The sequence below is a fragment of the Sphingomonas sp. BE123 genome, from assembly GCF_031456015.1.
In the GTDB taxonomy this organism is placed as follows: domain Bacteria; phylum Pseudomonadota; class Alphaproteobacteria; order Sphingomonadales; family Sphingomonadaceae; genus Sphingomonas.
In genome coordinates this window covers 658,681-685,238 of the sequence record NZ_JAVDTW010000002.1, presented here as the reverse complement: position 1 = coordinate 685,238, position 26,558 = coordinate 658,681, and the positions used below count along the sequence as shown (strand labels likewise).

The following is a 26,558-nucleotide window of genomic DNA, read 5'->3' as shown; positions in this document are numbered from 1 at the left end:
CCGACGAAGAAGGGCCGCCCCGGCATCCCGGGACGGCCCTTCTGCAATTCGCCCATGTCCAATCAGGCGATGGTCTGCCCGGTCTTCGCCCAGTCGGACAGGAAGCCCTCAATCCCCTTGTCCGTCAGCGGATGCTTGACCAGTTGACGGATCACCGCCGGCGGCGCGGTCATCACGTCCGCCCCCATTTTCGCCGCTTCGAGAATATGGACCGGATGGCGGACACTGGCGACCAGGATCTCGGTCTCGAACGCGTAGTTGTCATAGATCAGGCGGATGTCGCTGATCAGCTGCATCCCGTCAAAGCCGAGATCGTCGTGCCGCCCGACGAACGGCGAAATGAAGGTTGCCCCGGCCTTTGCCGCCAACAGCGCCTGCGTCGCGGAGAAGCAGAGCGTGACATTGACCATCGTCCCGTCGCTGGTCAGCGTCTTGCAGGCCTTGAGCCCGTCGATCGTCATCGGCAGCTTGACCGCGACATTGTCCGCAATCTTCCGGACCACCTCGGCCTCGCGCATCATTCCGTCATAGTCCAGCGCGACCACTTCGGCCGACACCGGACCATCGACGATGCCACAGATTTCGGCGACAACCTCAAGGAAATTGCGGCCCGACTTGTGAATCAGCGATGGATTGGTGGTGACCCCGTCCAGCAGGCCCGCATCGGCAAGATCGCGGATATCCTGGGTGTCAGCGGTGTCGGCGAAGAACTTCATTAGGGATCCCTTTGCACGGATGTGACGTTTTGGTGACGCTTGTGTTACAGCGCCGGCACTTCGAATCGGGGCGCTTATACGCGCCGTCGGCGAAAGCGGCACCCTCTGGAGATTGAACCTGTGCGATTGATCGTCTGTGCGCTCCTGTTTGCAGCAGTCGCCCCCGCCGCCGCGCATGCTCAGAGCGAGGACGCACAGCTTTGGGCGAAGCTGTCGGCGCAGACCAGCCTGTCCGAGTCGATCTCGCTTGAACTTGAAACCAATCAGCGCCTGGGAGATGCCGAGGGCGGCATTTACGAGAGCCAGTATGTCGCCACGATCGGCGTCGACATTGGCGGTGGCTTCACGCTCACCGGCGGCCTCAACCGCGTCATCGCGGTCGCAGATGGCAGCGTCGACAATACCGAATGGCGCCCGCGCCAGGAACTAGGCTTCCCCGACCTTGCGATCGGAACGGGTGCCGTCAGCGGCCGCATCCGGCTGGAACAACGGTTTCGCAGCGATGGCGACAATGTCGGCCACCGCGTCCGTCCCGAGATCAGCTACACGCTGCCATTAAGCGACACCGTCGATCTGGAGCTGGGGCATGAAAGCTATTTCAACCTCAACAACACCGATTTCGGCCAGCGCACGGGGCATGAGCGCATGCGCAATTTTGTCGAGATCGGTTTTCCGGTGACCGGCAAGATCGACGCGGCAGTCGGTTACCTCAACCAGTATCGCTTCAACCGCACCGCTCCGGACCGGATGGAGCATGCCCTGACGGTTGGTCTCACTGCAACCTTCTGATTGACGCAAAGCCTTTCCAGCGCCGTCGATAGCGCCGATATGGGCGCTTCATGTCCCGCGCCCGCGTCATCGTCCTCAACTCAGCGCTCGGCCCGCTCGATTACCGTGTCCCGCATGGGATGGCGGTCGCGCCGGGGTCGATCGTTGTCGCACCGCTTGGCCCCCGGCAGCTGATCGGCGTGGTGTGGGAGGCGGAGCGGCTGCCGACCGAGGAGATCGGCGACAATCGCCTGCGCAACCTGCTCGCCGTTGCTGACGCGCCGCCGATCCCTGCGCCGCTCCGCCGTCTGATCGAATGGACCGCCGACTATTATCTCGCGCCGCTCGCCTCGGTGCTGCGCATGGCGCTCAGCTCCACCTCGGCGCTGGAGGGCGGCAAGACCATTGTCGAGTATCGGGCGACGGGCGAAGTGCCCCCACGCATGACCGCGCAGCGCGAACAGGCGCTGGAGCGGATCGGCGACCGGCAGGGGTTGATCCGCGAACTGGCGACGATTGCCGATGTCTCCGACGGCGTGATCCGCGGACTGGTGAAGAGCGGCGCGATCGAAGGGGTGACGGTGGCGCTCGACACCCCCTACCCCCTGCCCGACCCGGGGTTTGGCGCACCGGCACTGTCGGACGCGCAGGCGCGGGTAGCGACCACGCTGCGCGAGGCGGTTGCCGCGCGCAGCTTCCATGCCTTCCTGCTCGACGGAGTGACCGGATCGGGCAAGACCGAAGTCTATTTCGAGGCCGTCGCCGAGGCAATCCGCGCGGGCCGCCAGACGTTGGTGATGCTCCCCGAAATCGCGCTGACCGAACCCTTTCTCAAGCGCTTCCATGCCCGTTTCGGCGTCGAGCCGGTCGCCTGGCATTCCGGCCTGCGTCAGTCGCAGCGCCGCCGCGCCTGGCGGGCCATCGCGACGGGCGAGGCGCTGGTCACCGTTGGCGCGCGCTCATCGCTGTTCCTGCCCTACCCCAATCTCGGGCTGATCGTGGTCGATGAGGCACATGAAACCAGCTTCAAGCAGGAAGAAGGCGTCCATTACCATGCCCGCGACGTCGCGGTGATGCGCGCCCATTTCGATTCCTGCCCGGTGATCCTCGCCAGCGCGACCCCGGCGATCGAGACGCGGCACCAGGTCGCGCTCGGCCGCTACACCGAACTCAAGCTGCCCGGCCGCTATGGCGTGGCGGAGATGCCCGCGATCGCTGCAATCGACCTGCTCGCCGATCCGCCGATGCGCGGGCGCTGGCTCGCGCCGAAGCTGGTGCGCGCGATCGAGGCGACGCTGGAACGCAAGGAACAGGTGCTGCTGTTTCTCAATCGCCGCGGTTATGCCCCGCTGACCTTGTGCCGCACCTGCGGGCACCGCTTCCAATGCCCGAATTGCACGGCATGGATGGTCGAGCACCGGCTGATCAACCGTCTTGCCTGCCACCATTGCGGGCACACCATCCCGACCCCACGCGCCTGCCCCGAATGCGACGCCGAGGACAGCCTGGTCGCATGCGGCCCGGGAGTCGAGCGCATCGCGGACGAAGTGGCGGCGCTTTTTCCCGATGCCAAGACCGCCATCGTCACCTCAGACACGATCTGGTCCCCGGCCAAGGCGGCGGAGTTCGTTGCGCGGATGGAAGCGGGGGACATCGATATTGTCGTCGGGACGCAGTTGGTGACCAAGGGCTATCACTTCCCCAACCTGACGCTCGTCGGCGTGGTCGATGCGGATCTTGGCCTCGAAGGCGGCGACCTGCGCGCGGCTGAGCGCAGCTTTCAGCAGATCTGTCAGGTCGCCGGGCGCGCCGGGCGCGGCGAAAAGCCCGGGACCGTCCTCATCCAGACGCACAGTCCCAAGGCACCGGTCATGCGCGCGCTGGTCAGCGGCGATGCCGAGGGCTTCTACGCCGCCGAGACCGAGGCGCGGCGCGAGGCCGGCGCCCCGCCCTTTGGCCGCTATGCCGCGATCATCGTGTCGAGCGAGGACAAGGATGCCGCACTCGACACCGCCCGCGCGATCGGCCGCAGCGCGCCACAGGTGGAGGCGATGCAGGTGTTTGGCCCAGCCCCCGCCCCGCTCGCGATGCTGCGGGGGCGTCATCGGTTCCGCCTGCTGGTTCACGCGCGTCGGACGCTCGACGTCCAGACGGTCATCCGCGACTGGCTGAACGCGCTCGACTGGTCGCCCAAGGTCCGCGTGGTGGTCGATGTGGATCCGTATAATTTCCTCTGACGGCCAAGGCCGACCGTTCTCGCGAAACAGCAGACTTGCGCGCATCGCCCGCTTTCGCGCAGGAAAGCGAACCATGCGCAGCCCGACCTTGCTCCACCGCCTGCTGCTGGCCCTTGCGCTGGCCGTGGGCCTGTGCGCCGCGCCCGCCCGCGCCGACGACATTTCCGCGGCGGGACGCGGAGTGGTGCGAATCGTCACCATCGCGACCGTCGAGGGCGAGGTCGTCGGCTTCGGCCATGGCAGCGGCTTCGCCGTCGCCCCCAACCGGGTCGTGACCAATGCGCATGTCGTCGAGGCGGCGGAACGCTACCCGGGCAATGTCCTGATCGGTGTCGTTCCGTCAGAGGGCGACAAGTCATTCCAGGGTCGGCTGATCGCAATCGACAGCGACCGCGACCTAGCGCTGATCGAATTCACCGGCATCCGCCTTCCCGCGCTGACCTTTTACTCGGGCCCGGTCAGCGAAGGCGATTCGATGATCGCGCTTGGCTATCCCGGCAATGTCGACCTGGCCACTGCGCGTACCGCCGCCGACTTCATCACTCCGCTCACTCCGATCCGCTCGCAGGGCGTTTTTTCAGGACGCCGCGACCTGCAGGGGGTGAAGGTCCTGCTCCACACTGCGGGGATCGCGCGGGGAAATTCCGGCGGGCCGCTGCTCGACCCGTGCGGGCGCGTGCTCGGCGTCAATGCCGCGCTGACCCGCGCGGACGACGGGGACGCCAGCTTCGGCTTTGCAATTGCCAACGAGGAGGTGGCCGCCTTTCTGCGTGAGGCGCAGCAGCCGATGCCCGCCAATGGCGTTGCCTGTACCAGCATCGCCGAGCGGCTGGCACAGGACCGCACTGCCGCCGAGCAGGCGCGCGAGGCCGACGAACTGCGCGCCCGCGAGGCCGCCGCCAAGGCCGCCGCCGACCGCGAGGATGCGATCCAGACAGCGCGCAGCGCGAATATCGTGACCCGTGAAAACTACATGGCCGGGGCTACGCTGCTGCTCGTCATGGGCGCCTTTGCCCTGGGCGTCGGCGGGCTGCTGTTGATCCGCGAGCAGAAGCGCGAGGCCGTGCTGACCGCGCTGGGCGGCGGTGCCCTGATCATCGCGTCGGTCGCCACCTTCGTGCTGCGCCCTGCCTTCGATCCCGCAGCGATCGACGGGGGCGCCCGCGTCGCAGTTCCCCCGCCGGTGGCCGAGCCCGGCGGCCTGGGCAAGATGGTCTGCACCATCGACCTACCCCGCTCACGCGTGACCGTGTCGGATACCAAGGACGTCGCGATCGACATCAATCCCGATGGCTGCGTCAATGGCCGCACCCAATATGCCGAGGCCGGACAGAATTGGCAGCGCATTCTGGTGCCGGACGAGGAAGCGACGGTCTCGGTGCTCGAATATGCCCCGACGACGCGAACCTACTCGACGACCCGCTACCTGCTCTCTGCCGCACAGATGGAGACCGCGCGCGCACGTCGCGCCGATGTGAAGGTCAAGGCCTGTTCGTCCGATCCGGCGGCGCGTGCCGACCTTGCCGCACGGCAACAGTCGATCCGCACCGCCCTGCCCCAGATCTTCAACGAACGTCTGGTCTATAGCTGCAAATCGGCAGGCTGAGATGGGCTGGCGGGCGATGGCCGTCGCCGATCTGCCGGCGGTCGCCGAGATTTCGGCAAAGGTTCATGGATGCTATGCCGAGTCGCACGCGGTCTATGCCGAACGCCTCGCGCTATGGCCGACCGGATGCTTTGTCTGGCAGCGTGGCGATGTGATTGCGGGCCTGCTCGTCGCCCATCCATGGCACCGCGCGACGTCGCCCGCGCTGGGCGCACTGCTCGGCGCGATCCCGGCGGACGCGGACAGCTTTTACCTCCACGACATCGCGCTCCTTCCCGAAACACGCGGGCAGGGTGCGGGCAGCGCCGCGACGGCGCTGGTCATCGCCTGCGCGCGACAGGCCGGCTTCAGCGATGTCACATTGGTCGCGGTCAATGGCGCCGAGGCGTTCTGGGCGAGCCAGGGCTTCGCGATCGTGGAGGCGGGCGGCTACGGACCCGGCACCTTCCGGATGCGGCGCGCCGTCGGCTAGGTGTCCTGCACGCCCTCCCGCGCGCGCAGCACCTGCTTGCGCGCGATCCCATAGGCATAGCCGCCCATGCTGCCGTCGCTACGCTGCGCCCGGTGGCATGGAATGACAACGGCAATGTTATTTGCTCCGCACGCCGTCCCTGCCGCCCGCACCGCGCCGGGCCGCCCGGCGGCAATCGCCAGCTGGGTGTAGCTGCGCGTCTCGCCAGGCGGGATCGCTCGCAGCGCCTGCCATACCGCTTCCTGAAACGCAGTTCCGCGCACGTCGAGCGGCAGGTCGGTGTGCCGCCCGGGCTGCTCGACTTCGCCCACCACCCGTGCTGCCAGATCGGCCAACGCAGCGCCGCCCGCGACAATCTCAGCGCACGGGAAGCGGGCGGCGAGTGCCAGGCTGTCCTCGTCGAACGCGACCCGGCACAGCCCCTTGTCGGTCGCAGCGATCAGCAGGGGCCCAAGGCTCGTCGCCGCGACGGTCCAGCGGATCGTGACGCCTGCCCCGCCATTGCGCCACGCGCTCGGCGTCATGCCCAACCGGTCGGCGGCGGTTTCGTAAAAGCGGCTGGGCGCCGAATAGCCTGCCTCATAGATCGCCGCGGTCACGCTTCCCTCCGTATCGAGTGCGGAAGCCGCGCGCCGCGCGCGCACCCCCCGGGCATAGGCAGCCGGGGTGACCCCGGTCGCGCGCTTGAACAGGCGCTGGAAATGATGCGGCGCATAGCCGACCTGCTCGGCCAGTGCTTCAAGCCCGATCGCCTCTTCCGCGCCTTCCAGCAGCGCTACAGCCGCTGCCACCGCCACCCGCTCGCGCCCGATCTCGTCGGGCTTGCAGCGCAGACACGCGCGCAGCCCGCTTGCACGCGCACTCGCCGCATCGGGAAAGAAGCGCACATTGGTGCGCAACGGATGCCGCGCCGGGCAGCTCGGCTTGCAATAGATGCCGGTGGTCAACACCCCGGCGATCACCCGCCCGTCATAGGCGCGGTCGCGGCGCTGAAAGGCGTCCCAGGCTTCATCGTCGGAGAGCATCGCGTCGGTCATGTCGCCCAATATAACCGATCTTGCACGCGGTGCTTCCCGCGCATTGCGTCCAAAGCGCGACGCCTTTAGGGGGACGCTTTCCCGCAGCTTTCAGGGCAGGCGAATGGCGGACACACCACTGGTCGGCATCATCATGGGCAGCACCTCCGACTGGGAGACGATGCGCCACGCAGCCGAGACGCTCGCCGCGCTCGGCGTGCCGCACGAGACCAAGGTCGTCTCCGCCCATCGCACCCCGCAGCGGCTCTACGACTATGCGAACGGCGCCGCCGACCGCGGGTTGAAAGTGGTGATCGCAGGTGCGGGCGGCGCGGCGCATCTGCCCGGCATGGCGGCATCGATGACCCATCTCCCCGTGCTTGGGGTCCCGGTCGAATCGAAGGCGCTGAAGGGCATGGATAGCCTGCTTTCGATCGTTCAGATGCCCGGCGGCATCCCCGTCGGCACGCTGGCGATCGGCAAGGCCGGCGCGATCAACGCGGCCCTGCTCGCCGCCGCGATCCTGGCTACCAGCGACGCCGATCTCGCGGAGCGGCTCAAGGCATGGCGCGCGCGCCAGACCGAAAGCGTGGCAACGGATCCCGAATGACCGCAGTTCCGCCCGGCAGCACTCTTGGCATTCTTGGCAGCGGCCAGCTCGGCCGGATGATCGCGGTCGCGGCCGCGCAGCTCGGCTACCGCTGCCACATTTATGCGCCCGAAAGCGGCCCGGCATGCGACGTCGCCGCCGCCTTCACCTGCGCGGCTTATGACGACGCTGAGGCGCTCACCGCCTTTGCCCGTGACTGCGCCGTCGTCACCTATGAGTTCGAAAATGTCGACGCGCTTGCCGTTGCGACGATCTCGGCACACGCACCGGTCCGCCCCGGCTACGCTTCACTCGAAACGGCGGCGCACCGCTGGAACGAGAAGCGCCTCGCCGAGGAATGCGGCGGCCGCCCCGCCCCGTGGCATCCGGTCGCGTCGCGCGCCGATCTCGACGCCGCACTCGCCACGATCGGCACCCCCGCGATCCTCAAGACCGCGACCGAGGGCTATGACGGCAAGGGCCAGGTCCGGCTTGCGTCTGCCGCAGATGCCGAGGCCGCCTGGGCGACGCTGGGCGAACGCGACTGCGTGCTTGAAGGGCTGGTCGCCTTTACCCATGAATTCTCAGTGCTGCTGGTACGCGGCGCCGACGGCGCCAGCATCGCCTATCCGACGCCGCATAACGAGCATGTCGGCGGGATCCTCGACCGCTCGACCGCGCCCGCGCCGCCCGCAATTCTTCAGCAGGCTCCGGCCGCGATCGCGCTCGCGACACAGCTTGCCGACCGGCTCGACCATATCGGCGTGCTGACCTGCGAATTCTTCGCCACGCCCGATGGCCCCGTGTTCAACGAAATGGCCCCGCGCGTCCACAATAGCGGGCACTGGACCATCGAGGGTGCGGAAACCTCGCAGTTCGAAAACCATGTTCGCGCGGTCCTCGGTCTGCCACTCGGCCCGGTCGGTTTGACCGGCAGCGCAGTCGAAATGCGCAACCTGATCGGCGACGCCGCCGATGCTTGGCACGACCTGCTCGCCGAGCCCGGCGCGCACCTGCACCTCTATGGCAAGCACGAAGCACGGCCAGGCCGCAAGATGGGCCATGTCACCCGCGTGCGGCGCTGAACCCGGTCAGGTAACCTTCTTGTAGATCGTCACGCCCAGGATCAGGAACAGCGCGGCGACCGCCAGCGCGATGAAGAACAGAATCTTGGCGATGTCCCAGGCGAACCCGGCGATCCCGCCAAAGCCCAGCAGGCCAAGCACAAGTGCGATGATCGCGAAGATGAAGGCGGCACGCAGCATGCGAAGTCTCCCTTTGTCGCGACGAGAACGCCCGAAGCGGCGCGAGTTGTCCTGCGGCCATGAAAAAGCCCGCCACCCTGACGGGCAGCGGGCCATTTCAACGCAGCCGATCATTCGATCAGGCGCGCGTGCCTTCCATCGGGAAGCTACCGAAGGCGCCGGCAGTAACCGTGCCCTTGATCGCGTCGCCGTCGACCGTGGCTTCGCAGGTCAGCGTCATCGGCATCGGCACGGTGATGTTGAGCGACCAGCTCAGCGTGTCGCCATTGACCTTGCCGTCAGTGATTTCGGTCGAACCCATCGCGCCGGCATAGGTGCCGGTGAAGCTGTCACCCGCGCTGGTGACGGTCAGGGTCGCCTTCTGATCGCCCATCGGCGAGTGGGTAACGGTATCCCAGGTGCCATCGACATTCGCCATGTTCGTCTCTCCTGTAATCCGGTTTCGCCTCAGTTTCCGCCTGCACCAGGGCCGACGGCTTCGGGCTTCACCACCTCGACAGGCAGGCCGAGGCTGTCAAGCTGTCCGCGCACCTTCGCCGCGTCGCCAACGACGACCCAGACCAGCTTGCTGGGGTCGAGAGCCGCGCGCGCCGCAGCGTCAACCTGCGGAATCGTGAGCGCACGATATTTTTTCGCCAGCTGCTCCTGATAATCGTCGCCGCGGCGCATGAAGTCGTTCGACTGCATCGCACCGAGCACGGCGCCGGCGGTTTCATACTGGCCGGCCATGCGCCGAATCGCGCTGATGACAGAGCGATCGAACTCGACCTTGGTGATCCCCTTGTCACCCAGATAGGCGCGCAGTTCCTTCTGGATCTCGGCGATTGCCGGGCCGGTCTTGTCCGCCTGGACCGGGGCCGAGACGACGAACGGCACCGCATGCTCAAGCCGGCTGATGCCGCCCCGCGCGCCATAGGACCAAGCCTTGTCCTCGCGCAGGTTCATGTTGATGCGCGAGAGGAAGTCGCCGCCGAGCACTTCGGTCGCGGTACCCAGCGCGATCGGATCGCCGAACGGATCGACCGGAGTCATCTGTCCGGCAAGGATCAGCGACTGCGGCGAATCGGGCCGGTCGATCAGCAGGATCTTCGGCGCAGCCTGTTGCGGCTTGGCGGAGAAATCCTTCGTCCCCGGCGCACCCTCGCCCTTCCAGTCGCCGAACTTCGCTTCGAACGCTGCCTGCACTTCGGCCAGCGGACGGTCCGAAACGACAAAGATCTTCGCCTTTTCGGGGCGGATCCACGCCTTGTAGTAATTGACCAGATCGTCGCGGGTCAGCGTGCGCACGGCAGCGGGGTCACCGGCCAGCGCCGCAGTCTTCGCGTAAGGCGAATCCTTGCCGTAGATCAGCGTCGGCATCGCCATCTGCGCCAGACCGGCCGGGTTGGACCGGATCTGCGCGATCTGGGCGAGCGTCTGGTTACGCACCCGCTCGATCTCAGCCTGCGGGAAGGCCGGATTGCGGGCGATATCCGCCATCAGTTCCAGCGAACCGGCAAGGTTGGGGCTCGGCGTGAACATCGAAATGCTCGCACGGTCGGCGCTGCTGTCGGCGCCGATACCGGCACCCAGACGCTCCTGCGCCTCCGCGATCTGGATCGAATTGCGGGTCTTGGTCCCCTCTTCGAGCAGCGCGAGCGCCATTCGCTCGGTCCCCAGCGCCGTCGGGACGTCGGAGGAGACGCCGGCGTCAAAGCTGATCACGGCCTGCGTGACCGGCACGGCATCGCGCTGGGCGTAAACCAGTTCGATCCCGTTCGACAGCTTGGCACGGCTGATCGCCGGGAAGTCGATGTCCTTCACCTCGGCGACATCGGGAAGCGCGCCGCGGGTGCCCTTCACGACTTCGTCGGCGGCCGCTGCGGGCTTGGCCTTCGGTGCGGTCGCCGCCTCGGCATAGGCCTCGCGCGCGCCCGGTTCGATCGTCAGCGAATAGGCCGGGCGCGACAGCCACTTGGCGGTCACCGCGCGCGCCTGTTCCGGCGTCACTCCAGCAAGCTGTGCAAGCTGGGTCTTATAATAGCCCGGGTCGTTCATGTAGAGCGCGCCCGACGCCAGCGTCACCGCCTTGCCGCCAAAGCCGCCCACCGACTCGAGGCCGCGAATGCGCGCCGATGCCGTGCGGGTCTTGTACCGCTCCAGCTCCTCGGCGGTCGGACCGTTCTTCAGGTAATCGGCGATGATCGCATCCAGCCGCTCGCCGACCTTCGCTGCATCCACGCCTGGACGGACGTCGGCCGAGATCAGCACCATGCCGGCCTGGGCCAGCGCCTGGTTGAACGCGCCAACCCCGACAGCCAGCTTCTCCTGCTTGACGAGAATGTTGTCGAGCCGCGAGCTGGCGAGGCCGCCAAGCACGCCGATCGACGCATCGAGCACCGTCGAATCCGCTTCGCGCATGCCCGGAACCGCCCACATGCGATAGATGCGGGTCACCGCCACGCGGTCCTTCATCACCTCGCTCTTCGCGGCGTCGAGCGTCGGTACCGTCACCTTCGGATCCGCAACCGACGGGCCGCGCGCGATCTTGCCGAAATACTTTTCGACCAGCGGCTTGGCCGTTTTCGCGTCGATATCGCCGGCCAGCACGAGCACGGCATTGTTCGGGCCATAATATTGGCGGAACCAGTTCTTCACATCGTCAAGGCTGGCGGCGTCGAGGTCGGCCATCGAACCGATCGTCGAATGGCGGTAGGGATGCCCCTCGGGAAACAGCCCTTCGGTGATCTTGTACCGCAGCAGGCCATAGGGCTGGTTGTCGCCCTGGCGCTTTTCATTCTGGACCACGCCGCGCTGCTCGTCGAGCTTCCCCTGCGTCACGGCTCCGAGCAGATAGCCCATGCGGTCGCTCTCAAGGAACAGCGCGCGATCCAGCGCGGCGCGCGGCACCGTCTGGAAATAGTTGGTGCGGTCTGCATTGGTCGTGCCGTTATAATCGGTCGCGCCGACTTCCTTCAGCGGCTCGAAAAACTCGCCGGGGGAGTTTTCCGACCCGTTGAACATCAGATGTTCGAACAGGTGCGCAAAGCCGGTCTTGCCCTTGGGCTCATGCTTCGAACCGACATTATACCATACGGCAACGCCGACGATCGGCGCCTTGCGGTCGGTATGCACGATGACGCGCAGGCCATTGGCCAGAACGAACTGTTCGTACGGAATGTCCACCCGCTTCACCAGATCGGCAACGGGGACCGCCGCAACGGCAGGCGCCGGCGCCTGCTGGGCATAGGCAGGCGCGCTGAGCACGACTGCAATCGCAGTCAGGCTGACGATAGCTGAATTCATGGTGAGATTGGTTCCCGCACTGAAAGGTTACAACCGCAACAACATACCGGCCCACCGCATCCGCGCAAGCCTGCGTTGTTTTCCGCACTTGTCGGGCGTCGCTGCGATCGCCAGCATCGCGATGCGCGAAATAGTGTTGCGCGGGACTTGTGTTGCAAATCTGCAACACCATCTCGGGCAGCGAAAGGGACCAGACGATCATGAACCTCGAAAAGTTTACCGACCGCGCCAAGGGTTTCCTCCAATCGGCGCAAACCGTTGCCATCCGCATGAACCATCAGCGGATCAGCCCCGAGCACCTGCTCAAGGCGCTACTCGAGGACGAGCAGGGCATGGCCGCCGGCCTGATCCAGGCGGCGGGTGGCGACGCGAAGCGCGCGGTGGCCGAAACCGATGCCGCGCTCGCGCGCGTGCCGGCCGTCACCGGCAGCGGCGCGCAACAGGCTCCTGGCCTCGACAATGACGCCGTTCGTGTGCTCGATCAGGCCGAACAGATTGCCGGCAAGGCTGGCGATAGCTTCGTCACGGTTGAGCGGTTGCTGCTCGCACTCTCGCTCGCCTCGACCACTAATGCCGGGCGCGCACTCGCCGCCGCAGGCCTCAAACCCGAAGCGCTCAACGCGGCGATCGACCAGCTGCGTGGCGGCCGCACCGCCGACAGCGCCGGGGCCGAGGATCGCTATGACGCGCTCAAGAAATTCGCGCGCGACCTGACTCAGGCGGCAAAGGACGGCAAGCTCGACCCCGTCATCGGACGGGACGAGGAAATTCGCCGCACCATCCAGATCCTCGCCCGCCGCACCAAGAACAATCCCGTACTGATCGGCGATCCCGGCGTCGGCAAGACCGCGATCGCGGAAGGGATGGCGCTGCGCATCGCCAATGGCGACGTCCCCGACACGCTCAAGAACCGCAAGCTCATGGCGCTCGACATGGGCAGCCTGATCGCCGGCGCGAAATATCGTGGCGAGTTCGAGGAGCGGCTGAAGGGCGTGCTTGACGAGGTGAAAGCCGCCGAGGGCGACATCATCCTGTTCATCGACGAGATGCACACGCTGATCGGCGCGGGCAAATCCGAAGGCGCGATGGATGCTGGCAATCTGCTCAAGCCTGCGCTGGCGCGCGGCGAGCTGCACTGCATCGGCGCGACCACACTCGACGAATATCGCAAATATGTCGAGAAGGACCCCGCGCTCCAGCGCCGCTTCCAGCCCGTCTTCATCGGTGAACCGACGGTCGAGGACACGATCTCGATCCTGCGCGGTCTCAAGGAGAAATACGAGCTTCACCACGGCGTGCGGATCACCGACGCGGCAATCGTCGCGGCGGCGACGCTGAGCAACCGCTACATCTCCGACCGCTTCCTGCCCGACAAGGCGATCGACCTGATGGACGAAGCCGCGAGCCGAATCCGCATGGAGGTGGAGAGCAAGCCCGAAGAGATCGAGACTCTCGACCGCCGCATCGTCCAGCTCAAGATCGAAGAAATGGCGCTGGCCAAGGAGACCGACGCCGCGTCGCAGGACCGGCTGGGCAATCTGCGCCACGAACTCGCCAATCTCGAACAGCAATCAGCCGAGCTGACCGGCCGCTGGCAGGCCGAGAAAGACAAGATTGCGGGCGAGGCGAAGATCAAGGAGCAGCTCGACGCCGCCCGGCTCGAACTCGAACAGGCCCAGCGCGCCGGCGACCTCGCCAAGATGGCCGAGCTCAACTACGGCACGATCCCCGCGCTGACCAAGCAGCTGGAAGAGGCGCAGGCCACCACCGGCGTCGCGATGCTGCGCGAGGAAGTGACCGCCGACGACATCGCCGGCGTCGTCAGCCGCTGGACCGGCATCCCCATCGACCGCATGCTGGAGGGCGAGCGCGAGAAGCTGCTCGCGATGGAGGAGCAGCTCGGCAAGCGCGTGATCGGGCAGGCGGCGGCGGTCAAGGCCGTGTCCACCGCCGTCCGCCGCAGCCGCGCCGGGCTGCAGGACCCGAACCGCCCGCTCGGCTCGTTTCTGTTCCTCGGCCCGACCGGCGTCGGCAAGACCGAGCTGACCAAGGCGCTCGCCGAGTTCCTGTTCGACGATTCGAGCGCGATGGTGCGCATCGACATGAGCGAGTTCATGGAGAAGCACTCGGTCGCGCGCCTGATCGGCGCCCCTCCCGGCTATGTCGGCTATGAGGAAGGCGGCGTGCTGACCGAAGCCGTCCGCCGCCGCCCGTACCAGGTCGTGCTGTTCGACGAGGTGGAGAAGGCGCACGGCGACGTGTTCAACATCCTGCTCCAAGTGCTCGACGATGGTCGCCTGACCGACGGACAGGGCCGCACGGTCGACTTCACCAACACGATCATCGTGCTGACCTCGAACCTCGGCAGCCAGTTCCTGACGCAACTCGAGGACGGACAGGACGTGTCCGCCGTCGAGCCACAGGTGATGGAGATCGTCCGCGGTCATTTCCGCCCGGAATTCCTCAACCGGCTCGACGAGATCGTGCTGTTCCACCGGCTCGGCCGCAGCGAGATGGCGCCGATCGTCGACATTCAGGTCGCGCGGCTCGGCAAGCTGCTCAAGGATCGCAAAATCACGCTCGACCTGACGCCCGAAGCGCGCGACTGGCTGGGGCGGGTCGGCTATGACCCGGTCTATGGTGCGCGCCCGCTCAAGCGCGCGGTGCAGCGCTACCTGCAGGACCCGCTTGCCGACGCAATCCTGCGCGGCGAGGTCAAGGACGGCGCCACGGTGCGGGTGAGTGAAGGCGATGGGGGCTTGGTGCTGAGCGCGGCCTGAGCAAGCGTGGGTTCCGCCATGTCGGCGCGTCCGGCATGGCGGCCCTCACGTCTGAGCAACCGCAAAGACTTGCACTGGTCGCCGCGCGCCGAGAGCGCGGCGTGTCAGGCCAGTCGCGGCGCAATTACGGGCCGCCGGCGGGCCGCCCGGTGCCATGCTCCACGATCGCGCGGGCAACCGAATTGCCGGCGTCGGCAAGCCGGGTCCATTCCGCGCGCGTCTTGCACACCCGCTCCTTGCGCGCGAGCGACCCGGTCACGTCGATACGCTTGCACAGCTTTTCATTGGGATCCGGTGCAGCGGTCGACGGCGCCGGCGTCGTTGCCTGGAACGCTGCTGCAATCAACAAAGCAATCGACATGGTAACTCCCTTTCAATTCAGCAGGATGCTAGCATACCCGAAATGACTGGCAAGGGTGCAGTGCAGCATCAGTCGATCGCGCGGTCGGCGATCGCACAATAGTCCGCAATGACTGCGCGCTCCGCATCGGTCAGGTGTGGGTTCCATACATCGAAGATGAGGATCGCGCGCAGTGCGTCGCTGTCGTTCCAGGCCTCATGCTCGATCGTGTCGTCAAACGCGAACGGCTCGCCCTCGACCCACGCGCGCGTTTCGCCGCCGACTCGGAACCCGCATCCCGGCGGGACGATCAACGGAAGATGGATGATCGCCCGGCTGTTGGTGACGCCGGTATGCGGCGGTATCCGCGTCCGTGGTCGCAGGATCGAGAAGAAAGCGCTCGGTGCCCGCCCGGGAATACGCGCGCCCGGCAACGCCGACAACGCGGCTGCAGTACGCGGGCACCGGTCCAGCACCGGTTGGTTCGGCGCACCATATTCCCACAGAAAACACGCCCCCCATGCCAGATTGTGATTGAGCGAGTCCCACCGGCTTTCCGGGGTACCATCCTCCATCCGGACATAGGGGCGCAACGCATCCCCGGGATCTGCAAGCAATGCGCGCAGTTCGGCGCGGATCGCATCGGTTTCCGCCGCAAGCGCCGCGAACCACGGGAAGTGATGCGCGTCGAAAAACTCGTCCGCCGGCAAGAACGGATAATGGATGCCCGCACATTCATTGCGATAGATCGCGCGACGCCCCAGCGCATGGTCCAGAAATGCGGTGGCCCGTCGGCGGGAGGTCGGATCGACCTTGTCCAGCTCCGGCCGAATGTCAGCCGCAACCTGGCGCGCCAGGCCCTCGGTCTGCGCCGCGCAATAGGCAGCGGCATGGTCAAGCAACGCGACCAGATCGGGCGACGGCGCGGCAATCTGTGCACCCAGTTGCACCACCGCACTCCACCGATGCAGCGCATCGCGTCGCTCGTTCCGGCGCTCGTGAAGCTGGGCAAGTCGGATCAGCGCCTGCATGTCGCGCTGATCACAGGTCAGCGCCCCTTCGAGCGCGGCACGCTCCCCGGCATCGTCACCGCACAACCGATGGGCATGTGCCAGGTTGCGATGCAGGCTGCCCGCACCGGGGTCCGCGTTGATCGCAGCGGTGAAATGGGTGGCGGCGAGCGCCGCATTGCCCGCGCGAAGCGCGGCCAGTCCCTGTGCATTGGCCTGTTGAGAGGGCGATTCCATTGCGAAACCGTAATGGGTAGGATCGAACGTTGAAAGCGACGGGATTGCCCGAATTGACGCATTCGATTTTCCGGCGTTCGCATCGGCAACAGCTCGCGCTGGGAACGATTCGGCCCTAGTCTGGCGATCATGTCCAGCACCTCGTTCGACCCAGCCGATCCCATTTGGCTAGCCCATCGCTACGACCGGTCGAGCGACCGTATCCTGTACCGCCATGTGCCGCGCAGCCTGCACGCGGCCGGGCCATTCCTGACCGACGAACTGGTCGGCGCGCAACCGCAACAGATCGTGCCCCGCGCGGTCGCGGTCGCTGGCGCGCGTGCCGTTGCCGCACCCGTCCACTTCCTGTTCCATTCGGCCTTTTGCGGGTCCACGATGCTCGCCCGCGCGCTGCACCTGCCGGGTCGCGCCATGGCCTTGTCCGAGCCGGTCCTGCTCAACGACGTCACCGGGATCCGGCGGCGCGGCGAAATGCCGGGGCCGGAAATCGCCCGGTTGCTGGACGACGCCATGCTGCTGCTCGCGCGGCGCTGGGGACCAGGCGAGACGGTCGTGATCAAGCCGTCCAACATCCTCACCGGGTTAATGGCGCCAATGCTGGCGCTGAGGCCGGAGGCACGGGCGCTGCTGCTTTATGCGCCGCTGCCGGATTTTCTGGCGTCGGTCGCGCGCAAGGGCCTGTGGTGCCGGCTCTGGGTCCGCGAGCTGCTGGAAGGGTTCCTGCGCGACGGGCTGGTCGACCTGGGCTTCGATGCAGCGGACTATTTCCGGATGAGCGACCTGCAGGTCGCGGCGGTCGGGTGGCTGGCACAGCATCGCGTCTTCGCAGCCCTCGCGGCCAGCCATCCCGGCCGGCTATTCACCCTTTCGGCGGAACGGTTGATGGCCGATCCTGCGCGAACGGTGCAGGCACTGGGAGAAGCCGGCTTCGTACCGGCGACATCGGGACTTGCCGACGCAGTCGCGGCGAATGGCGCCTTGGGCCGGCACAGCAAGTCCGGCACCGCCTTTTCGCCAGAGGAGCGCGAACGCGAGCGCGCCCGGGCCGATGCCGCGCATGGCGACGAAATCGCAAAGGTCCATGACTGGGCCCGGGCGGTCGCCGAGCGGGTGGGCGTCTCCTTCGACCTCCCCGCCCCCCTCATCTGACCACTTGCCAAAGGTTCGCCCGGCCGTGCGGCACTGACTTCGGCGTACAAAAAAAGGGGGCGGGCATTGCTGCCCACCCCCGAATTTTGACGTGCTGTCCGGATCAGAACCGGATTTTGGCCGCAGCGACGTAGCGACGGCCAACCGCGTCATAGGTCGACGGGAAGGTGTTGCCGCTGTTGAACGAGGTCGAACCCGCTTCACCACCGACCAGCGGCGGCTTCTTGTCGAACAGGTTCTGGACGCCGACCGTGAAGGTCAGGTTGTCGCTCACATTCACCCGCGTGGTCAGGTCGAAATAATCAGCCGCCGAGATGCGGTTGAAGTTCGCCTGGGTCCCGGCCAGCGTGCCGGCGCTTGCCGGCAGCGAACCGCTGAACAGGTTGCGGGTCGTCGGCGCGAAGCCACGCGCGGCGAAGTCCGGAGCCTGGCCTTCATACACGGTTCCGCCGATATGGCGCCACAGCAGCGAGACGTCGAACATGTCGAACGCCAGCGTGCTGCGGACCGACCAGGTCCATTCGGGGATCGGCTGGCCGCAGTTCGACGAATAATAGCCGACGCAGTCGCGGATGAAGCCGCCCGGGACCGCCTGGAACTTCGACTGCTCGAGCCAGTTCAGCGCGCCCGCCAGGCTCAGCTTGGCGAAGCCCACATCCTGCGAATAGTCGACGCGGACGTCGATACCGCTGGTCTTCAGCATGCCGAGGTTCGACGTCGACAGGAACAGACCCGGGGTCGTGTTCGGGTCGCCGTTGAGGCCGGCCGTCAGCGGATCGCGGCGGATCGAGGTGCACGCCGCGGTTCCGGCGGCGCCGGTCGGCGGGCTCAGCGGGTTGCTGCCGAAGCACGCGGTGATCGCATCGCCCGGGGTGGGCGAGGTGATCGCGCCGGTGATCTCGATGTTGTAGTAATCGACCGACAGCGAGAAGTTCGGCAGGAAGCTCGGCGTCAGGATCGCGCCGACCGTCCAGGTCTTGCCGACCTCGGGCTGCAGGTTGAGGTTACCACCGCCGGTCGAGTTCGCCTGACCGGCGATCGGCTGGGCGATCGAGTCGATGTTGCCCGTGGTTGCACCCTGCGCAAGGCAGATCGCGCGCAGTTCACCGGTCGGGTTCGGCCGGATCCGTGCACCCGCGTCGTTGAACGTGGCGCAGGGGTCATCGGTCAGGTTGGTCAGGCCCGTATTCACCGGCGAGAACAGCTCGGCGATGTTCGGGGCGCGGACCGCGCGGGCGTAGTTGCCGCGGAACTTGATGTCCTCGATCGGGCTCCAGCTACCCGCCACCTTCCAGGTGGTGGTGTTGTAGGACGGGTTGCCCGGTGCATCGACCGAATAGGACGAATAACGGATGCCGCCTTCGATGGTTAGGTTCTGGAAGAACGGACGGTCCTGAACGAGCGGGAGGATGAGTTCGCCGATCGCTTCATAGACGTTGTAGCCGCCATTGATGTTCGGAGCCGCGCCGCCGGCGCCACCCAGATCACCACCGGCCGCAAGCGTGTCCGATGCCTGCGATGCGGTGTATTCACGGAACTCGCCGCCGACCGCGAAGGCGATCGGGTCCGATCCGAACGGGCTCGCGACGCCGAAGTCACCGCTGACCATGGCATGTGCCTGAGCCAGCGAGACCTTGGTGCGAACGGTCGAAACTTCGTTCAGGAAGTCAACCGCATCCGCCGTCCAGCTGCTGTTGTTTTCCGGACCGAACCAGTTGATCGGAACGCAGCCCGCTGCGGTGCCCGAGAAGCAGCTCGTGGTGTTTGCCGCGAGGAAGCTGTCACGGACGCGCGAGTTGAGCGTGTAACCCTTGATCTGCTGGAGATTCTCCGACTCGCCGTAGCTGCCGAACACGTTCCAGTCGATCGAGTCGGTGATGCCGCCGCGCATGCCGAGGCGATAGTCGAAATAGGTCGTGCTATATTCGCTGATACGCGGACCCACTTCGGTCGCACGCCGGAACAGCGAGCTGGTGACCGTGCGATAGGCAGCATCGCCCGGACGCAGCGCCGGGTTCGAAGCCGCAAGACAGGTCGCCGCATCGATGCCGTTCGCCGAGCAGAAGGTGTCGCGGATCGACGAGGTGAGGAACGGGTTGTTCAGCGGAATCGCAACCGCGATACCGAACGAACCCGACGGAGCGATGATCGTTTCGACCGTGTTCTTCGAGAAGATGCCGCGGGTATAGACTTCAACCGCGTCGCTGACCTCGTAGTTCGCTGCGCCGTACATGTTGTAGCGCTCGAACGGGGTCTGATAGACGTTGTACGGGTTGAAGTTGAACGCGGTGAATGCGGTCGTCGGGTTGAACGCGGTGCCGGCGGCGTTGATCTGCCTGGTGCCGAGGCCCGGCAGCGAGAAGCGCGACGGAACCGCGGTACCCGAGCCGCCACCGCCGCCCGAGGTCGAGCTCAGTGCGTTGATGCCGGAGTCGCGGGCGCCCTGATAGACCGCATCGGATTCCTGATAGCCGACGCTGAACACGGCGTTGCCGCGGCCGTCGTCGAAATTGGCACCGATCGTGACGTCGGCACGCAGCGTGTGGCCGTCGCCTTCCTCGGTGATCTGGTTCGAGATGTTGGCTTCGATGCCCGAGAAATTGCGGCGGGTGATGAAGTTGACCACGCCCGACACGGCGTCCGCACCATAGGTGGTCGACGCGCCGCCGGTCAGCACGTCAACGCGCTCGATCAGCGCGAGCGGAACGTTGTTGAGGTCGAAGCGGCCATTGAGTTCGGCCGGCGCGAGACGCACACCGTCCAGCAGCACGACGTTACGGTTCGAACCGAGGTTGCGCAGGTTGACGAACGAAGCGCCGCCGTTGCCGTTGTTGACCGCGGAGCCGATCGACGGGGTGACACCCGGCAGCTCGCGCAGCAGCTCTTCGGCGACGTTTGCCTGCTGCAGATCGATTTCGTCGGCGCCGATCACGGCGACCGGGGTGGCCTGCTCAAGATTGGGGTTCTTGATCAGGGTGCCGGTGATGACGACCTCCTGGCTGTCGGCAGGTGCGGCTTCGTCCTGCGCGAAGGCAGGCGACGCCGCCATCGACACGCCGATCAGCAGCGTCGACGCCATCAGGCGCGTGCGGAAAGTGGATTGCATACGTTCAAACCCCCTAAGTCTGACCGGAATGGCCATTGCATGCTTGGCCGGACGGACTCCGGCGCTAGCGTGATGTCTAAATCCCGCCGATCCCGCGCGGCAATGCGCAATCACGCAACTGTCTTTGTTTCGTAACCACTGTGACATATCCGACACATTCGGTCATGCTGCAGCGCACCACGCGCATTTGATGATGCGCCACCCCGCGTCGCGCGTTACATAATTACGCGAGGAGAACCGACATGATGCGCGCCCTGGCCCTTCTGACTATCGGCATCGGGCTTGCCGGACCGGCGTTGGCGCAGCAGGCACAGGGCGACGGATCGTCCGCCCTGGTCGACGATATCGCCGCATGCCGCAGCGTCGCCGACACCACCGCCCGGCTCGCCTGCTATGACAAGGCAGCAGCCGCACTGCAGTCCGCGCGCGACCGACGCGAGTTGATCGTGATGAGCAAGGAAACGGTCAAGCAAACCCGCCGGCGGCTGTTCGGCATCGCTTTGCCGCAGATCAAGCTGTTCGGCGATGGCGTGGACGAAGGCGAGGCGGTCCAATCGATCACCGCCAAGGTGACGTCGGCGCGGCGCACCGACTATGCGCGCTGGAGCATCAAGCTGGACGATGGCTCGACCTGGACGACGCTTGAGGATTTTCGCCTGCGCGGCCCGCGCTCGGGCGACACGCTGGTGATCAAGCGCGCGGCAATGGGCAGCTTCCTCGGTTCGCTCAACGGCGCGCGGTCGGTCCGGATGATGCGCGTCGAGTGATCCGGGCCTGCTAGTCCGCCACTACCGGCATCGCCCCGGCGATGAGCAGCGGGTCAATGCGTGCCGCCCCCCATTTCATCCCCCAGTGGAGGTGCGGGCCGGTCGAACGGCCGGTGGTGCCGATCGCGCCGATCCGCTGGCCGCGCCGCACCACATCCCCGACCTTCACATCGATCCGCGACAAATGCAGGAACGCGCTGTTCAGCCCCATGCCGTGATCCAGCATCAGCAGCTTGCCTTCCAGCGTGAAGTCCTGTTGCGCGGCGAGGATCACGACGCCATCGGCGGGCGCGATGATCGGCGTTCCGCTCGGGCGTGCGACATCGACCCCGGAATGATAGGCGCCGGGCTCACCCTTGTAGATGCGCTGCGATCCGAACAGGCCGGAAATCCGGCCCGTGACCGGCCACAGGAAATCCTGACGCCACCCATGCACATCGTGGGACTTCGTGCGGGCCACATTGATCTGGGCCAGTTCCGCGGGGCGTCGCCGCTGAAACTCTGCGCTCGGCTGGGCAAAGCGCGGCAAGCGGTCGAGCCGCTCGATCCGCCAGGCGCGGGGCTGAACCGACAGGCGCTGACGGACCACGCTGCCATCCACGCGGGTCGCGACGAGTTCGGCCACCGGCTGGGCATCGCGATCGAACGCGATCAGGAACCGCCCGTCGGCGGCCATCGCCACGGCCTGTCCGTCAAGCGTCAGGCGGCTGGTCAGCGCCGGCGCCGTGCCGAGCACCGCACCGCCCTGGATCATCGGCCCGTCGAAGCGGAACTGGTTGCGCTGGGGCGCCGCCTGATATGCGAGCGCCAGCGATGCGGCGCCACCCGCGCCCAGCACCGCGAGCACCGCTGCCGCGATCCATTTGCCGGCAGGAGTCATCGTCCCGCCATGGCCTCCGTCGCAATCTCGGCCGAGGCATAGGCCTCCTGGTGCGCAACGCTCCAGTAGCGCAGTGCATCAAGCGGGATCTTCGCCCCGCTCGACGCGCATACGACATGATCGCCCGAGGTGAGCACGCGAAAGCCATTCGCCATATAGTGCAGCCGCGCCGGGCGGGAGGTGTTGGACGACATCAGCATGGCTACGCTCACTCTTTGCTTCGGAACCGGATCAGAACAGGCCCGGTTGTTCGGGCTGGTCTCCAGCATAGGCCTTGCCCCCGCCCCGCTCAACCCGCGCCTCGACCGTGCCGTCGCGGAAATGCAGCAGCAGCGCGCCGGCGGCGCGAGCGTCAGCCGCGCTGGCGATCACCTTGCCGCTCGCCTTGGCACCGACCCGGACATAGCCGCGCTGCAACAGATTGTCGGGATTGACCGCGTCGAGCAGCTTGCCCGCACCCTCGAGCCGGTGGCGCAGCCCCTCCAGCTTGCGCTCCAGCACCGCCGGACGCAGCGCGCCGCCGGCGCGGTCGAGCACCCCGCGCGCCACCGTCACGCGCCGCTCCAGCCCGCGATCGAGCCGGGCAGCGAGGTCATCGGCCTTTTGCCGCTGCGGCCCGAGCAGCGCATCGCGGCGCGGGAGGACGCGCACCAGCGCCTGCAAGCGTTCAGCGCCGCGCTCATGATAGCGCCGCGCACAGCGTTCGGTGCGCAGCGCCAGCGTCGCGACATGGTGGGACAGGTCCGCGCGCACCGGCACCGCCATCTCGGCAGCCGCCGTCGGGGTCGGGGCACGCACGTCCGCGGCGAAATCGCACAAGGTGGTGTCGGTTTCATGCCCCACGGCCGAGATGATCGGAATGCGGCAGGCCGCAACTGCGCGCACCACCGGCTCCTCGTTGAACGCCCACAAATCCTCGATCGAGCCGCCGCCGCGCGCGACAATGACCAGGTCCGGGCGCGGCACCGGGCCGTTTTCGGGCATGGTGTCGAACCCGCGCACCGCCGCCGCGACCTCTGCCGCCGCGCCATCGCCTTGGACCTTGACCGGCCAGACGAGCACGCGGGTCGGGAAGCGATCGGCGAGGCGGTGCAGGATGTCGCGGATCACGGCACCAGTGGGCGAAGTGACGACGCCGATCACGCGCGGCGCAAACGGCAGAGGCTGCTTGCGGGCGACATCGAACAGGCCCTCACCCGCCAGCTGCGCCTTGAGCCGCTCGAACAGCGCCATCAGGGCGCCCTCGCCGGCCAGTTCCATCCGCTCGATCACGATCTGATATTTGGAGCGGCCGGGGTAGATGGTGAGCTTGCCGGTCGCGACCACCTCGATCCCGTCCTGCGGGCGGAACGGCAGGCGGTCGGCAGCGCCGCGCCACATCACGCCGTCGATCACCGCGTCGGCATCCTTCAGCGCCAGATAGACATGGCCCGACGCCGCGCGCTTGAAGCCCGAAATTTCGCCGCGCAGCCGGACATGGCCGAATTCGCCTTCGACCATCCGCTTCAGCCGGTGCGACAATTCGCCGATGCTGAGCGGCGCGTCATTGTCCCCTTCCCGCCCCTCGGCTACGAGCCGCGGCATATCGCTATCGTCGAAGGGGTCTGACATGAACGTCCTGTTGCTTGGGTCGGGTGGCCGCGAACATGCGCTGGCCTGGAAGCTCGCGCAATCGCCCAGGCTCGATAGCCTGCATGCGATCCCCGGCAACCCCGGAATCGCCGAACATGCAACCTGCCACGATGTACCGCTGACCGATCACGCGGCGGTGATCGACTTCTGCCGCGCCCACGCGATCGGCTTTGTCGTGGTCGGTCCTGAGGCGCCGTTGGTCGATGGCCTGAGCGACAGCCTGCGTGCCGCCGGCCTGCCCGTGTTCGGCCCGTCCCAGGCCGCCGCCCAGCTCGAAGGGTCGAAGGGCTTCACCAAGGATCTGTGCGCACGCGAGAATATTCCGACCGCCGGCTATGTCCGGGTCAGCGACCTCGACACCGCCCGCGCGGTGCTGGCGCGCGATTTCGGGCGCCCGGTGGTGATCAAGGCCGATGGCCTGGCCGCAGGCAAGGGCGTGACCGTCGCGATGAGTGAGGAGGAAGCACAGGCCGCGGTCGCCGCGATCTTCGAAAAGCCGGGCGGCGAAGCGGTGATCGAGGAGTTTCTGGACGGCGAGGAAGCGAGCCTGTTTGTCCTGACCGACGGCGTGAATTTTCTCCCGATCGGGTCGGCGCAGGACCACAAGCGCGTCGGCGATGGCGACACCGGCCCCAATACCGGCGGCATGGGGGCGTACAGCCCTGCTCCGGTGCTCACCCCCGCGCTGGAAGCAGAGGCGATCGAGACGATCATCAAGCCGACCATCGCCGGCATGGCCAAGGCCGGAACGCCCTATTCGGGCGTGCTCTATGCAGGGTTGATGCTGACCCGCACCGGACCGAAGCTGATCGAATATAATGCCCGGTTCGGCGATCCCGAATGCCAGGTGCTGATGATGCGACTTGAAGAGGATCTGCTCGAGCTGATGCTGGCAACCGAGGCTGGCGCGCTGGCCGGGCGCGCGGCGCCGCGTTTCTCGGCCGACACCGCGCTGACGGTGGTGATGGCCGCGCGCGGCTATCCCGGCACCCCCGAGAGTGGCGGCACGATCGCGGGCATCGCGGCTGCGGAAGCGACCGGGGCCAAGGTGTTCCAGGCGGGGACCCGGCGCGACGGTGGGCAGCTGCTGGCAGCGGGCGGGCGCGTGCTGACCGTTACGGCAACCGGCGCCTCGGTGACCGACGCGCAGGCCGCGGCCTATCGCGCGGTCGACGCGATCGATTTCCCGAGCGGTTTTGCCCGGCGCGACATCGGCTGGCGCGAAGTGGCCCGCGAACGCGGCTGAACAGCGGGACGTCGACGCAGCCAGCGGGCGGACCGCGTCAGGCCTGCTCGCTGACCAGCAGCTTGTCGATCTTGTGCCCGTCCATGTCGACGACTTCGAAGCGCCAGCCCTGTTCGACAAAGCTCTCCCCTTCCTCGGGAAGGCGCTTGAGCACCGCGAGCGCGAGCCCTGCGACGGTCGCGTAATCGCGGTCCTCGGGCAGGTCGATGCCGATCCGCTCGGCCAGCACATCGGCCGCGAGCTGCCCCGACACGAGCAGCGACCCGTTGTCGCGCACCGTAATCGCCGGGTGATCGCCAGGGTCGGCGTCCGACGCGAACTCACCGGCAATCGCGGCGAGCAGGTTGGCCGGGGTAACAATCCCCTCGAAATGGCCATATTCGTCGTGAACGAAGCCCATCGGAACCGCCGCGCGGCGCAGCGCGCCCAGCGCGTCCATCGCGTCGACCTGATCCGGCAGCACCGGCGCCTGCTGGGCCAGTGCGCGCAGGTCGAGCGGACGCCCCTCGATCAAGGCGGCAACGACATCGCGGGCCTGCACCACCCCGATGACTGCATCGACCGACCCGTCCGCCACTGGCAGCCGCGTGTGCGGGGTTGCGGCCAGCGCGGTACGGATCGCCGCTTCATCCATGTTCGCGTCGATCCAGTCGACATCGGTGCGCGGGGTCATCACCTCACGCACCGGTCGGTCGGCCAGCCGCACCACACCGGAGATGATCGAACGCTCATGCTCTTCGATCACGCCCGAATGCGTGGCTTCGGCGACAAGCATGTGCAGTTCTTCGGCAGTGACGCGATTTTCCGATTCGCGTTTGAGGCCGACCAGGCGGAATACCAGCGCGCTGCTGCGGTCGAGCAGCCACACGATCGGCGCGGTGATCCGCGACAGCCACAGCATCGGCGTGGCGACCAGCACCGCGATCGGCTCGGGCGAGCGTAGCGCAAATTGCTTGGGCACGAGCTCACCGACGATCAGCGAGGCATAGGTGGTCAGCGCGATGACAATGGCAAAGCCGATCGTCTCGGCCAGTTCGGCCTCCACGCCCAGCGCCGCGATCCGTGCCGCGGTCGGGGTGCCGAGGCTGGCACCCGAATAGGCGCCGGCGACGATGCCGATCAGGGTGATGCCGATCTGGACGGTCGAGAGAAACTTGCCGGGGTCGGCAGCGAGGTCGAGCGCGGTTTGCGCGCCGCGCTTGCCCGCGCGCACCAGCGCATCGAGCCGCGCCTTGCGCGCCGACACGATCGCCAGCTCCGACATGGCGAAGGCGCCGTTAAGCGCGACCAGCGCGAGGATAATCGCAACGTCGATCCAGGGAAAAGGGGGAAGCGGGTCCATTGGCCTGCGCCCCCTTTGGCTTATTCAGCTCGGTTTCACAACGGAAGATTACCACCGTGTCGGTGCGCAGGCGGAACAAGGTTCGGGTCCGATCCGTTTGACGCGCGCAAGTTTC

General features: G+C 66.8%; 22 protein-coding genes. 10 read left to right on the top strand and 12 right to left on the bottom strand.

Annotated features, from left to right (window positions below):
- Positions 1-62: 62 nt before the first annotated feature.
- Positions 63-716, bottom strand: a complete 654-nt coding sequence (gene fsa / locus J2Y54_RS11510) for a fructose-6-phosphate aldolase (RefSeq protein WP_310039754.1) — start codon at positions 714-716, stop codon at positions 63-65.
- A 120-nt stretch (positions 717-836) separates the two neighbouring features.
- On the opposite strand from fsa, the gene J2Y54_RS11505 reads away from it, so the two are divergent.
- The 4 genes from J2Y54_RS11505 to J2Y54_RS11490 all read left to right on the top strand — a co-directional run bounded on the left by J2Y54_RS11505 (position 837) and on the right by J2Y54_RS11490 (position 5,799).
- Positions 837-1,505, top strand: a complete 669-nt coding sequence (locus J2Y54_RS11505; protein WP_310039752.1) for a DUF2490 domain-containing protein — start codon at positions 837-839, stop codon at positions 1,503-1,505.
- Positions 1,506-1,555: 50 nt separating this feature from the next.
- Positions 1,556-3,721: a primosomal protein N' gene (locus tag J2Y54_RS11500; protein WP_310039750.1), complete on the top strand. Its 2,166-nt coding sequence runs from the start codon at positions 1,556-1,558 to the stop codon at positions 3,719-3,721.
- A gap of 73 nt (positions 3,722-3,794) precedes the next feature.
- Positions 3,795-5,327, top strand: coding sequence for a trypsin-like peptidase domain-containing protein (locus J2Y54_RS11495; protein WP_310039748.1), 1,533 nt, complete (start codon positions 3,795-3,797; stop codon positions 5,325-5,327).
- A gap of 16 nt (positions 5,328-5,343) precedes the next feature.
- On the top strand, positions 5,344-5,799 hold the full coding sequence (locus J2Y54_RS11490) for a GNAT family N-acetyltransferase (protein ID WP_310039746.1): 456 nt from the start codon (positions 5,344-5,346) through the stop codon (positions 5,797-5,799).
- Here J2Y54_RS11490 and ada read toward each other — a convergent pair.
- A complete protein-coding gene (ada, locus tag J2Y54_RS11485; RefSeq protein ID WP_310039744.1) occupies positions 5,796-6,836 on the bottom strand; it encodes a bifunctional DNA-binding transcriptional regulator/O6-methylguanine-DNA methyltransferase Ada in 1,041 nt (346 codons plus the stop codon). The two genes, J2Y54_RS11490 and ada, sit on opposite strands and share 4 nt — an antisense overlap.
- A 103-nt stretch (positions 6,837-6,939) precedes the next feature.
- On the opposite strand from ada, the gene purE reads away from it, so the two are divergent.
- Positions 6,940-7,425 (top strand): 5-(carboxyamino)imidazole ribonucleotide mutase, encoded by a 486-nt coding sequence (gene purE, locus J2Y54_RS11480; protein WP_310039741.1) that lies wholly within the window; start codon positions 6,940-6,942, stop codon positions 7,423-7,425.
- On the top strand, positions 7,422-8,489 hold the full coding sequence (locus J2Y54_RS11475) for a 5-(carboxyamino)imidazole ribonucleotide synthase (RefSeq protein ID WP_310039739.1): 1,068 nt from the start codon (positions 7,422-7,424) through the stop codon (positions 8,487-8,489). The genes purE and J2Y54_RS11475 overlap by 4 nt, the downstream gene beginning before the upstream one ends.
- A 6-nt stretch (positions 8,490-8,495) precedes the next feature.
- On the opposite strand, the gene J2Y54_RS11470 is transcribed toward J2Y54_RS11475, so the two are convergent.
- From J2Y54_RS11470 to J2Y54_RS11460, 3 genes are all read right to left on the bottom strand, one after another.
- On the bottom strand, positions 8,496-8,669 hold the full coding sequence (locus tag J2Y54_RS11470) for a DUF1328 domain-containing protein (RefSeq protein ID WP_082737790.1): 174 nt from the start codon (positions 8,667-8,669) through the stop codon (positions 8,496-8,498).
- A 118-nt stretch (positions 8,670-8,787) separates the two neighbouring features.
- Positions 8,788-9,087 (bottom strand): hypothetical protein, encoded by a 300-nt coding sequence (locus J2Y54_RS11465; RefSeq protein ID WP_310039737.1) that lies wholly within the window; start codon positions 9,085-9,087, stop codon positions 8,788-8,790.
- A gap of 29 nt (positions 9,088-9,116) precedes the next feature.
- Positions 9,117-11,954: a pitrilysin family protein gene (locus J2Y54_RS11460; RefSeq protein WP_310039735.1), complete on the bottom strand. Its 2,838-nt coding sequence runs from the start codon at positions 11,952-11,954 to the stop codon at positions 9,117-9,119.
- A 200-nt stretch (positions 11,955-12,154) separates the two neighbouring features.
- On the opposite strand from J2Y54_RS11460, the gene clpB reads away from it, so the two are divergent.
- Positions 12,155-14,734 (top strand): ATP-dependent chaperone ClpB, encoded by a 2,580-nt coding sequence (gene clpB / locus J2Y54_RS11455; RefSeq protein ID WP_310039733.1) that lies wholly within the window; start codon positions 12,155-12,157, stop codon positions 14,732-14,734.
- A 124-nt stretch (positions 14,735-14,858) separates the two neighbouring features.
- Here the strand turns inward: clpB and J2Y54_RS11450 are convergent, their stop codons facing one another.
- Both J2Y54_RS11450 and J2Y54_RS11445 read right to left on the bottom strand, forming a co-directional pair.
- Positions 14,859-15,095, bottom strand: coding sequence for a hypothetical protein (locus J2Y54_RS11450; RefSeq protein WP_310039731.1), 237 nt, complete (start codon positions 15,093-15,095; stop codon positions 14,859-14,861).
- A gap of 68 nt (positions 15,096-15,163) precedes the next feature.
- The gene (locus J2Y54_RS11445) at positions 15,164-16,321 is read right to left on the bottom strand and encodes an aspartyl/asparaginyl beta-hydroxylase domain-containing protein (protein ID WP_310039730.1); all 1,158 of its coding nucleotides are present in this window, start codon (positions 16,319-16,321) and stop codon (positions 15,164-15,166) included.
- 129 nt (positions 16,322-16,450) lie between these two features.
- On the opposite strand from J2Y54_RS11445, the gene J2Y54_RS11440 reads away from it, so the two are divergent.
- Positions 16,451-17,470: a hypothetical protein gene (locus J2Y54_RS11440; RefSeq protein WP_310039729.1), complete on the top strand. Its 1,020-nt coding sequence runs from the start codon at positions 16,451-16,453 to the stop codon at positions 17,468-17,470.
- Positions 17,471-17,573: 103 nt separating this feature from the next.
- On the opposite strand, the gene J2Y54_RS11435 is transcribed toward J2Y54_RS11440, so the two are convergent.
- Entirely contained in the window at positions 17,574-20,576 is a 3,003-nt protein-coding gene (locus tag J2Y54_RS11435) for a TonB-dependent receptor domain-containing protein (RefSeq protein WP_310039727.1), read from the bottom strand.
- A gap of 242 nt (positions 20,577-20,818) precedes the next feature.
- On the opposite strand from J2Y54_RS11435, the gene J2Y54_RS11430 reads away from it, so the two are divergent.
- On the top strand, positions 20,819-21,343 hold the full coding sequence (locus J2Y54_RS11430) for a hypothetical protein (RefSeq protein ID WP_310039725.1): 525 nt from the start codon (positions 20,819-20,821) through the stop codon (positions 21,341-21,343).
- Between the two features lie 10 nt (positions 21,344-21,353).
- On the opposite strand, the gene J2Y54_RS11425 is transcribed toward J2Y54_RS11430, so the two are convergent.
- From J2Y54_RS11425 to xseA, 3 genes are read right to left on the bottom strand one after another with little or no spacing between them, the layout of a single operon-like run.
- Positions 21,354-22,223 (bottom strand): M23 family metallopeptidase, encoded by an 870-nt coding sequence (locus J2Y54_RS11425; RefSeq protein ID WP_310039724.1) that lies wholly within the window; start codon positions 22,221-22,223, stop codon positions 21,354-21,356.
- Positions 22,220-22,423 (bottom strand): DUF2093 domain-containing protein, encoded by a 204-nt coding sequence (locus tag J2Y54_RS11420; RefSeq protein ID WP_405052911.1) that lies wholly within the window; start codon positions 22,421-22,423, stop codon positions 22,220-22,222. Before J2Y54_RS11420 ends, J2Y54_RS11425 begins: the two co-directional genes overlap by 4 nt.
- A gap of 31 nt (positions 22,424-22,454) precedes the next feature.
- Positions 22,455-23,834, bottom strand: a complete 1,380-nt coding sequence (gene xseA, locus J2Y54_RS11415) for an exodeoxyribonuclease VII large subunit (protein WP_310039723.1) — start codon at positions 23,832-23,834, stop codon at positions 22,455-22,457.
- Between xseA and purD the strand changes: the two genes are divergently transcribed.
- A complete protein-coding gene (purD, locus tag J2Y54_RS11410) occupies positions 23,833-25,101 on the top strand; it encodes a phosphoribosylamine--glycine ligase (RefSeq protein ID WP_310039721.1) in 1,269 nt (422 codons plus the stop codon). The genes xseA and purD overlap by 2 nt on opposite strands.
- Positions 25,102-25,138: 37 nt before the next feature.
- Here the strand turns inward: purD and J2Y54_RS11405 are convergent, their stop codons facing one another.
- Complete coding sequence (locus J2Y54_RS11405) at positions 25,139-26,443, bottom strand: hemolysin family protein (protein WP_310039720.1); 1,305 nt, start codon at positions 26,441-26,443, stop codon at positions 25,139-25,141.
- Positions 26,444-26,558: the final 115 nt, after the last annotated feature.

Bases quoted from the DNA above. Each gene is read 5' to 3' on its own strand.
- J2Y54_RS11435 (WP_310039727.1), bottom strand. From the start codon at position 20,576: ATGCAATCCACTTTCCGCACGCGCCTGATGGCGTCGACGCTGCTGATC.
- J2Y54_RS11420 (WP_405052911.1), bottom strand. From the start codon at position 22,423: ATGCTGATGTCGTCCAACACCTCCCGCCCGGCGCGGCTGCACTATATG.
- J2Y54_RS11500 (WP_310039750.1), top strand. From the start codon at position 1,556: ATGTCCCGCGCCCGCGTCATCGTCCTCAACTCAGCGCTCGGCCCGCTC.
- J2Y54_RS11430 (WP_310039725.1), top strand. From the start codon at position 20,819: ATGATGCGCGCCCTGGCCCTTCTGACTATCGGCATCGGGCTTGCCGGA.
- ada (WP_310039744.1), bottom strand. From the start codon at position 6,836: ATGACCGACGCGATGCTCTCCGACGATGAAGCCTGGGACGCCTTTCAG.
- fsa (WP_310039754.1), bottom strand. From the start codon at position 716: ATGAAGTTCTTCGCCGACACCGCTGACACCCAGGATATCCGCGATCTT.
- J2Y54_RS11405 (WP_310039720.1), bottom strand. From the start codon at position 26,443: ATGGACCCGCTTCCCCCTTTTCCCTGGATCGACGTTGCGATTATCCTC.
- J2Y54_RS11445 (WP_310039730.1), bottom strand. From the start codon at position 16,321: ATGGAATCGCCCTCTCAACAGGCCAATGCACAGGGACTGGCCGCGCTT.
- J2Y54_RS11440 (WP_310039729.1), top strand. From the start codon at position 16,451: ATGTCCAGCACCTCGTTCGACCCAGCCGATCCCATTTGGCTAGCCCAT.
- xseA (WP_310039723.1), bottom strand. From the start codon at position 23,834: ATGTCAGACCCCTTCGACGATAGCGATATGCCGCGGCTCGTAGCCGAG.
- J2Y54_RS11465 (WP_310039737.1), bottom strand. From the start codon at position 9,087: ATGGCGAATGTCGATGGCACCTGGGATACCGTTACCCACTCGCCGATG.
- purD (WP_310039721.1), top strand. From the start codon at position 23,833: ATGAACGTCCTGTTGCTTGGGTCGGGTGGCCGCGAACATGCGCTGGCC.
- J2Y54_RS11470 (WP_082737790.1), bottom strand. From the start codon at position 8,669: ATGCTGCGTGCCGCCTTCATCTTCGCGATCATCGCACTTGTGCTTGGC.
- J2Y54_RS11495 (WP_310039748.1), top strand. From the start codon at position 3,795: ATGCGCAGCCCGACCTTGCTCCACCGCCTGCTGCTGGCCCTTGCGCTG.
- J2Y54_RS11475 (WP_310039739.1), top strand. From the start codon at position 7,422: ATGACCGCAGTTCCGCCCGGCAGCACTCTTGGCATTCTTGGCAGCGGC.
- J2Y54_RS11460 (WP_310039735.1), bottom strand. From the start codon at position 11,954: ATGAATTCAGCTATCGTCAGCCTGACTGCGATTGCAGTCGTGCTCAGC.
- purE (WP_310039741.1), top strand. From the start codon at position 6,940: ATGGCGGACACACCACTGGTCGGCATCATCATGGGCAGCACCTCCGAC.
- J2Y54_RS11490 (WP_310039746.1), top strand. From the start codon at position 5,344: ATGGCCGTCGCCGATCTGCCGGCGGTCGCCGAGATTTCGGCAAAGGTT.
- J2Y54_RS11450 (WP_310039731.1), bottom strand. From the start codon at position 15,095: ATGTCGATTGCTTTGTTGATTGCAGCAGCGTTCCAGGCAACGACGCCG.
- J2Y54_RS11425 (WP_310039724.1), bottom strand. From the start codon at position 22,223: ATGACTCCTGCCGGCAAATGGATCGCGGCAGCGGTGCTCGCGGTGCTG.
- clpB (WP_310039733.1), top strand. From the start codon at position 12,155: ATGAACCTCGAAAAGTTTACCGACCGCGCCAAGGGTTTCCTCCAATCG.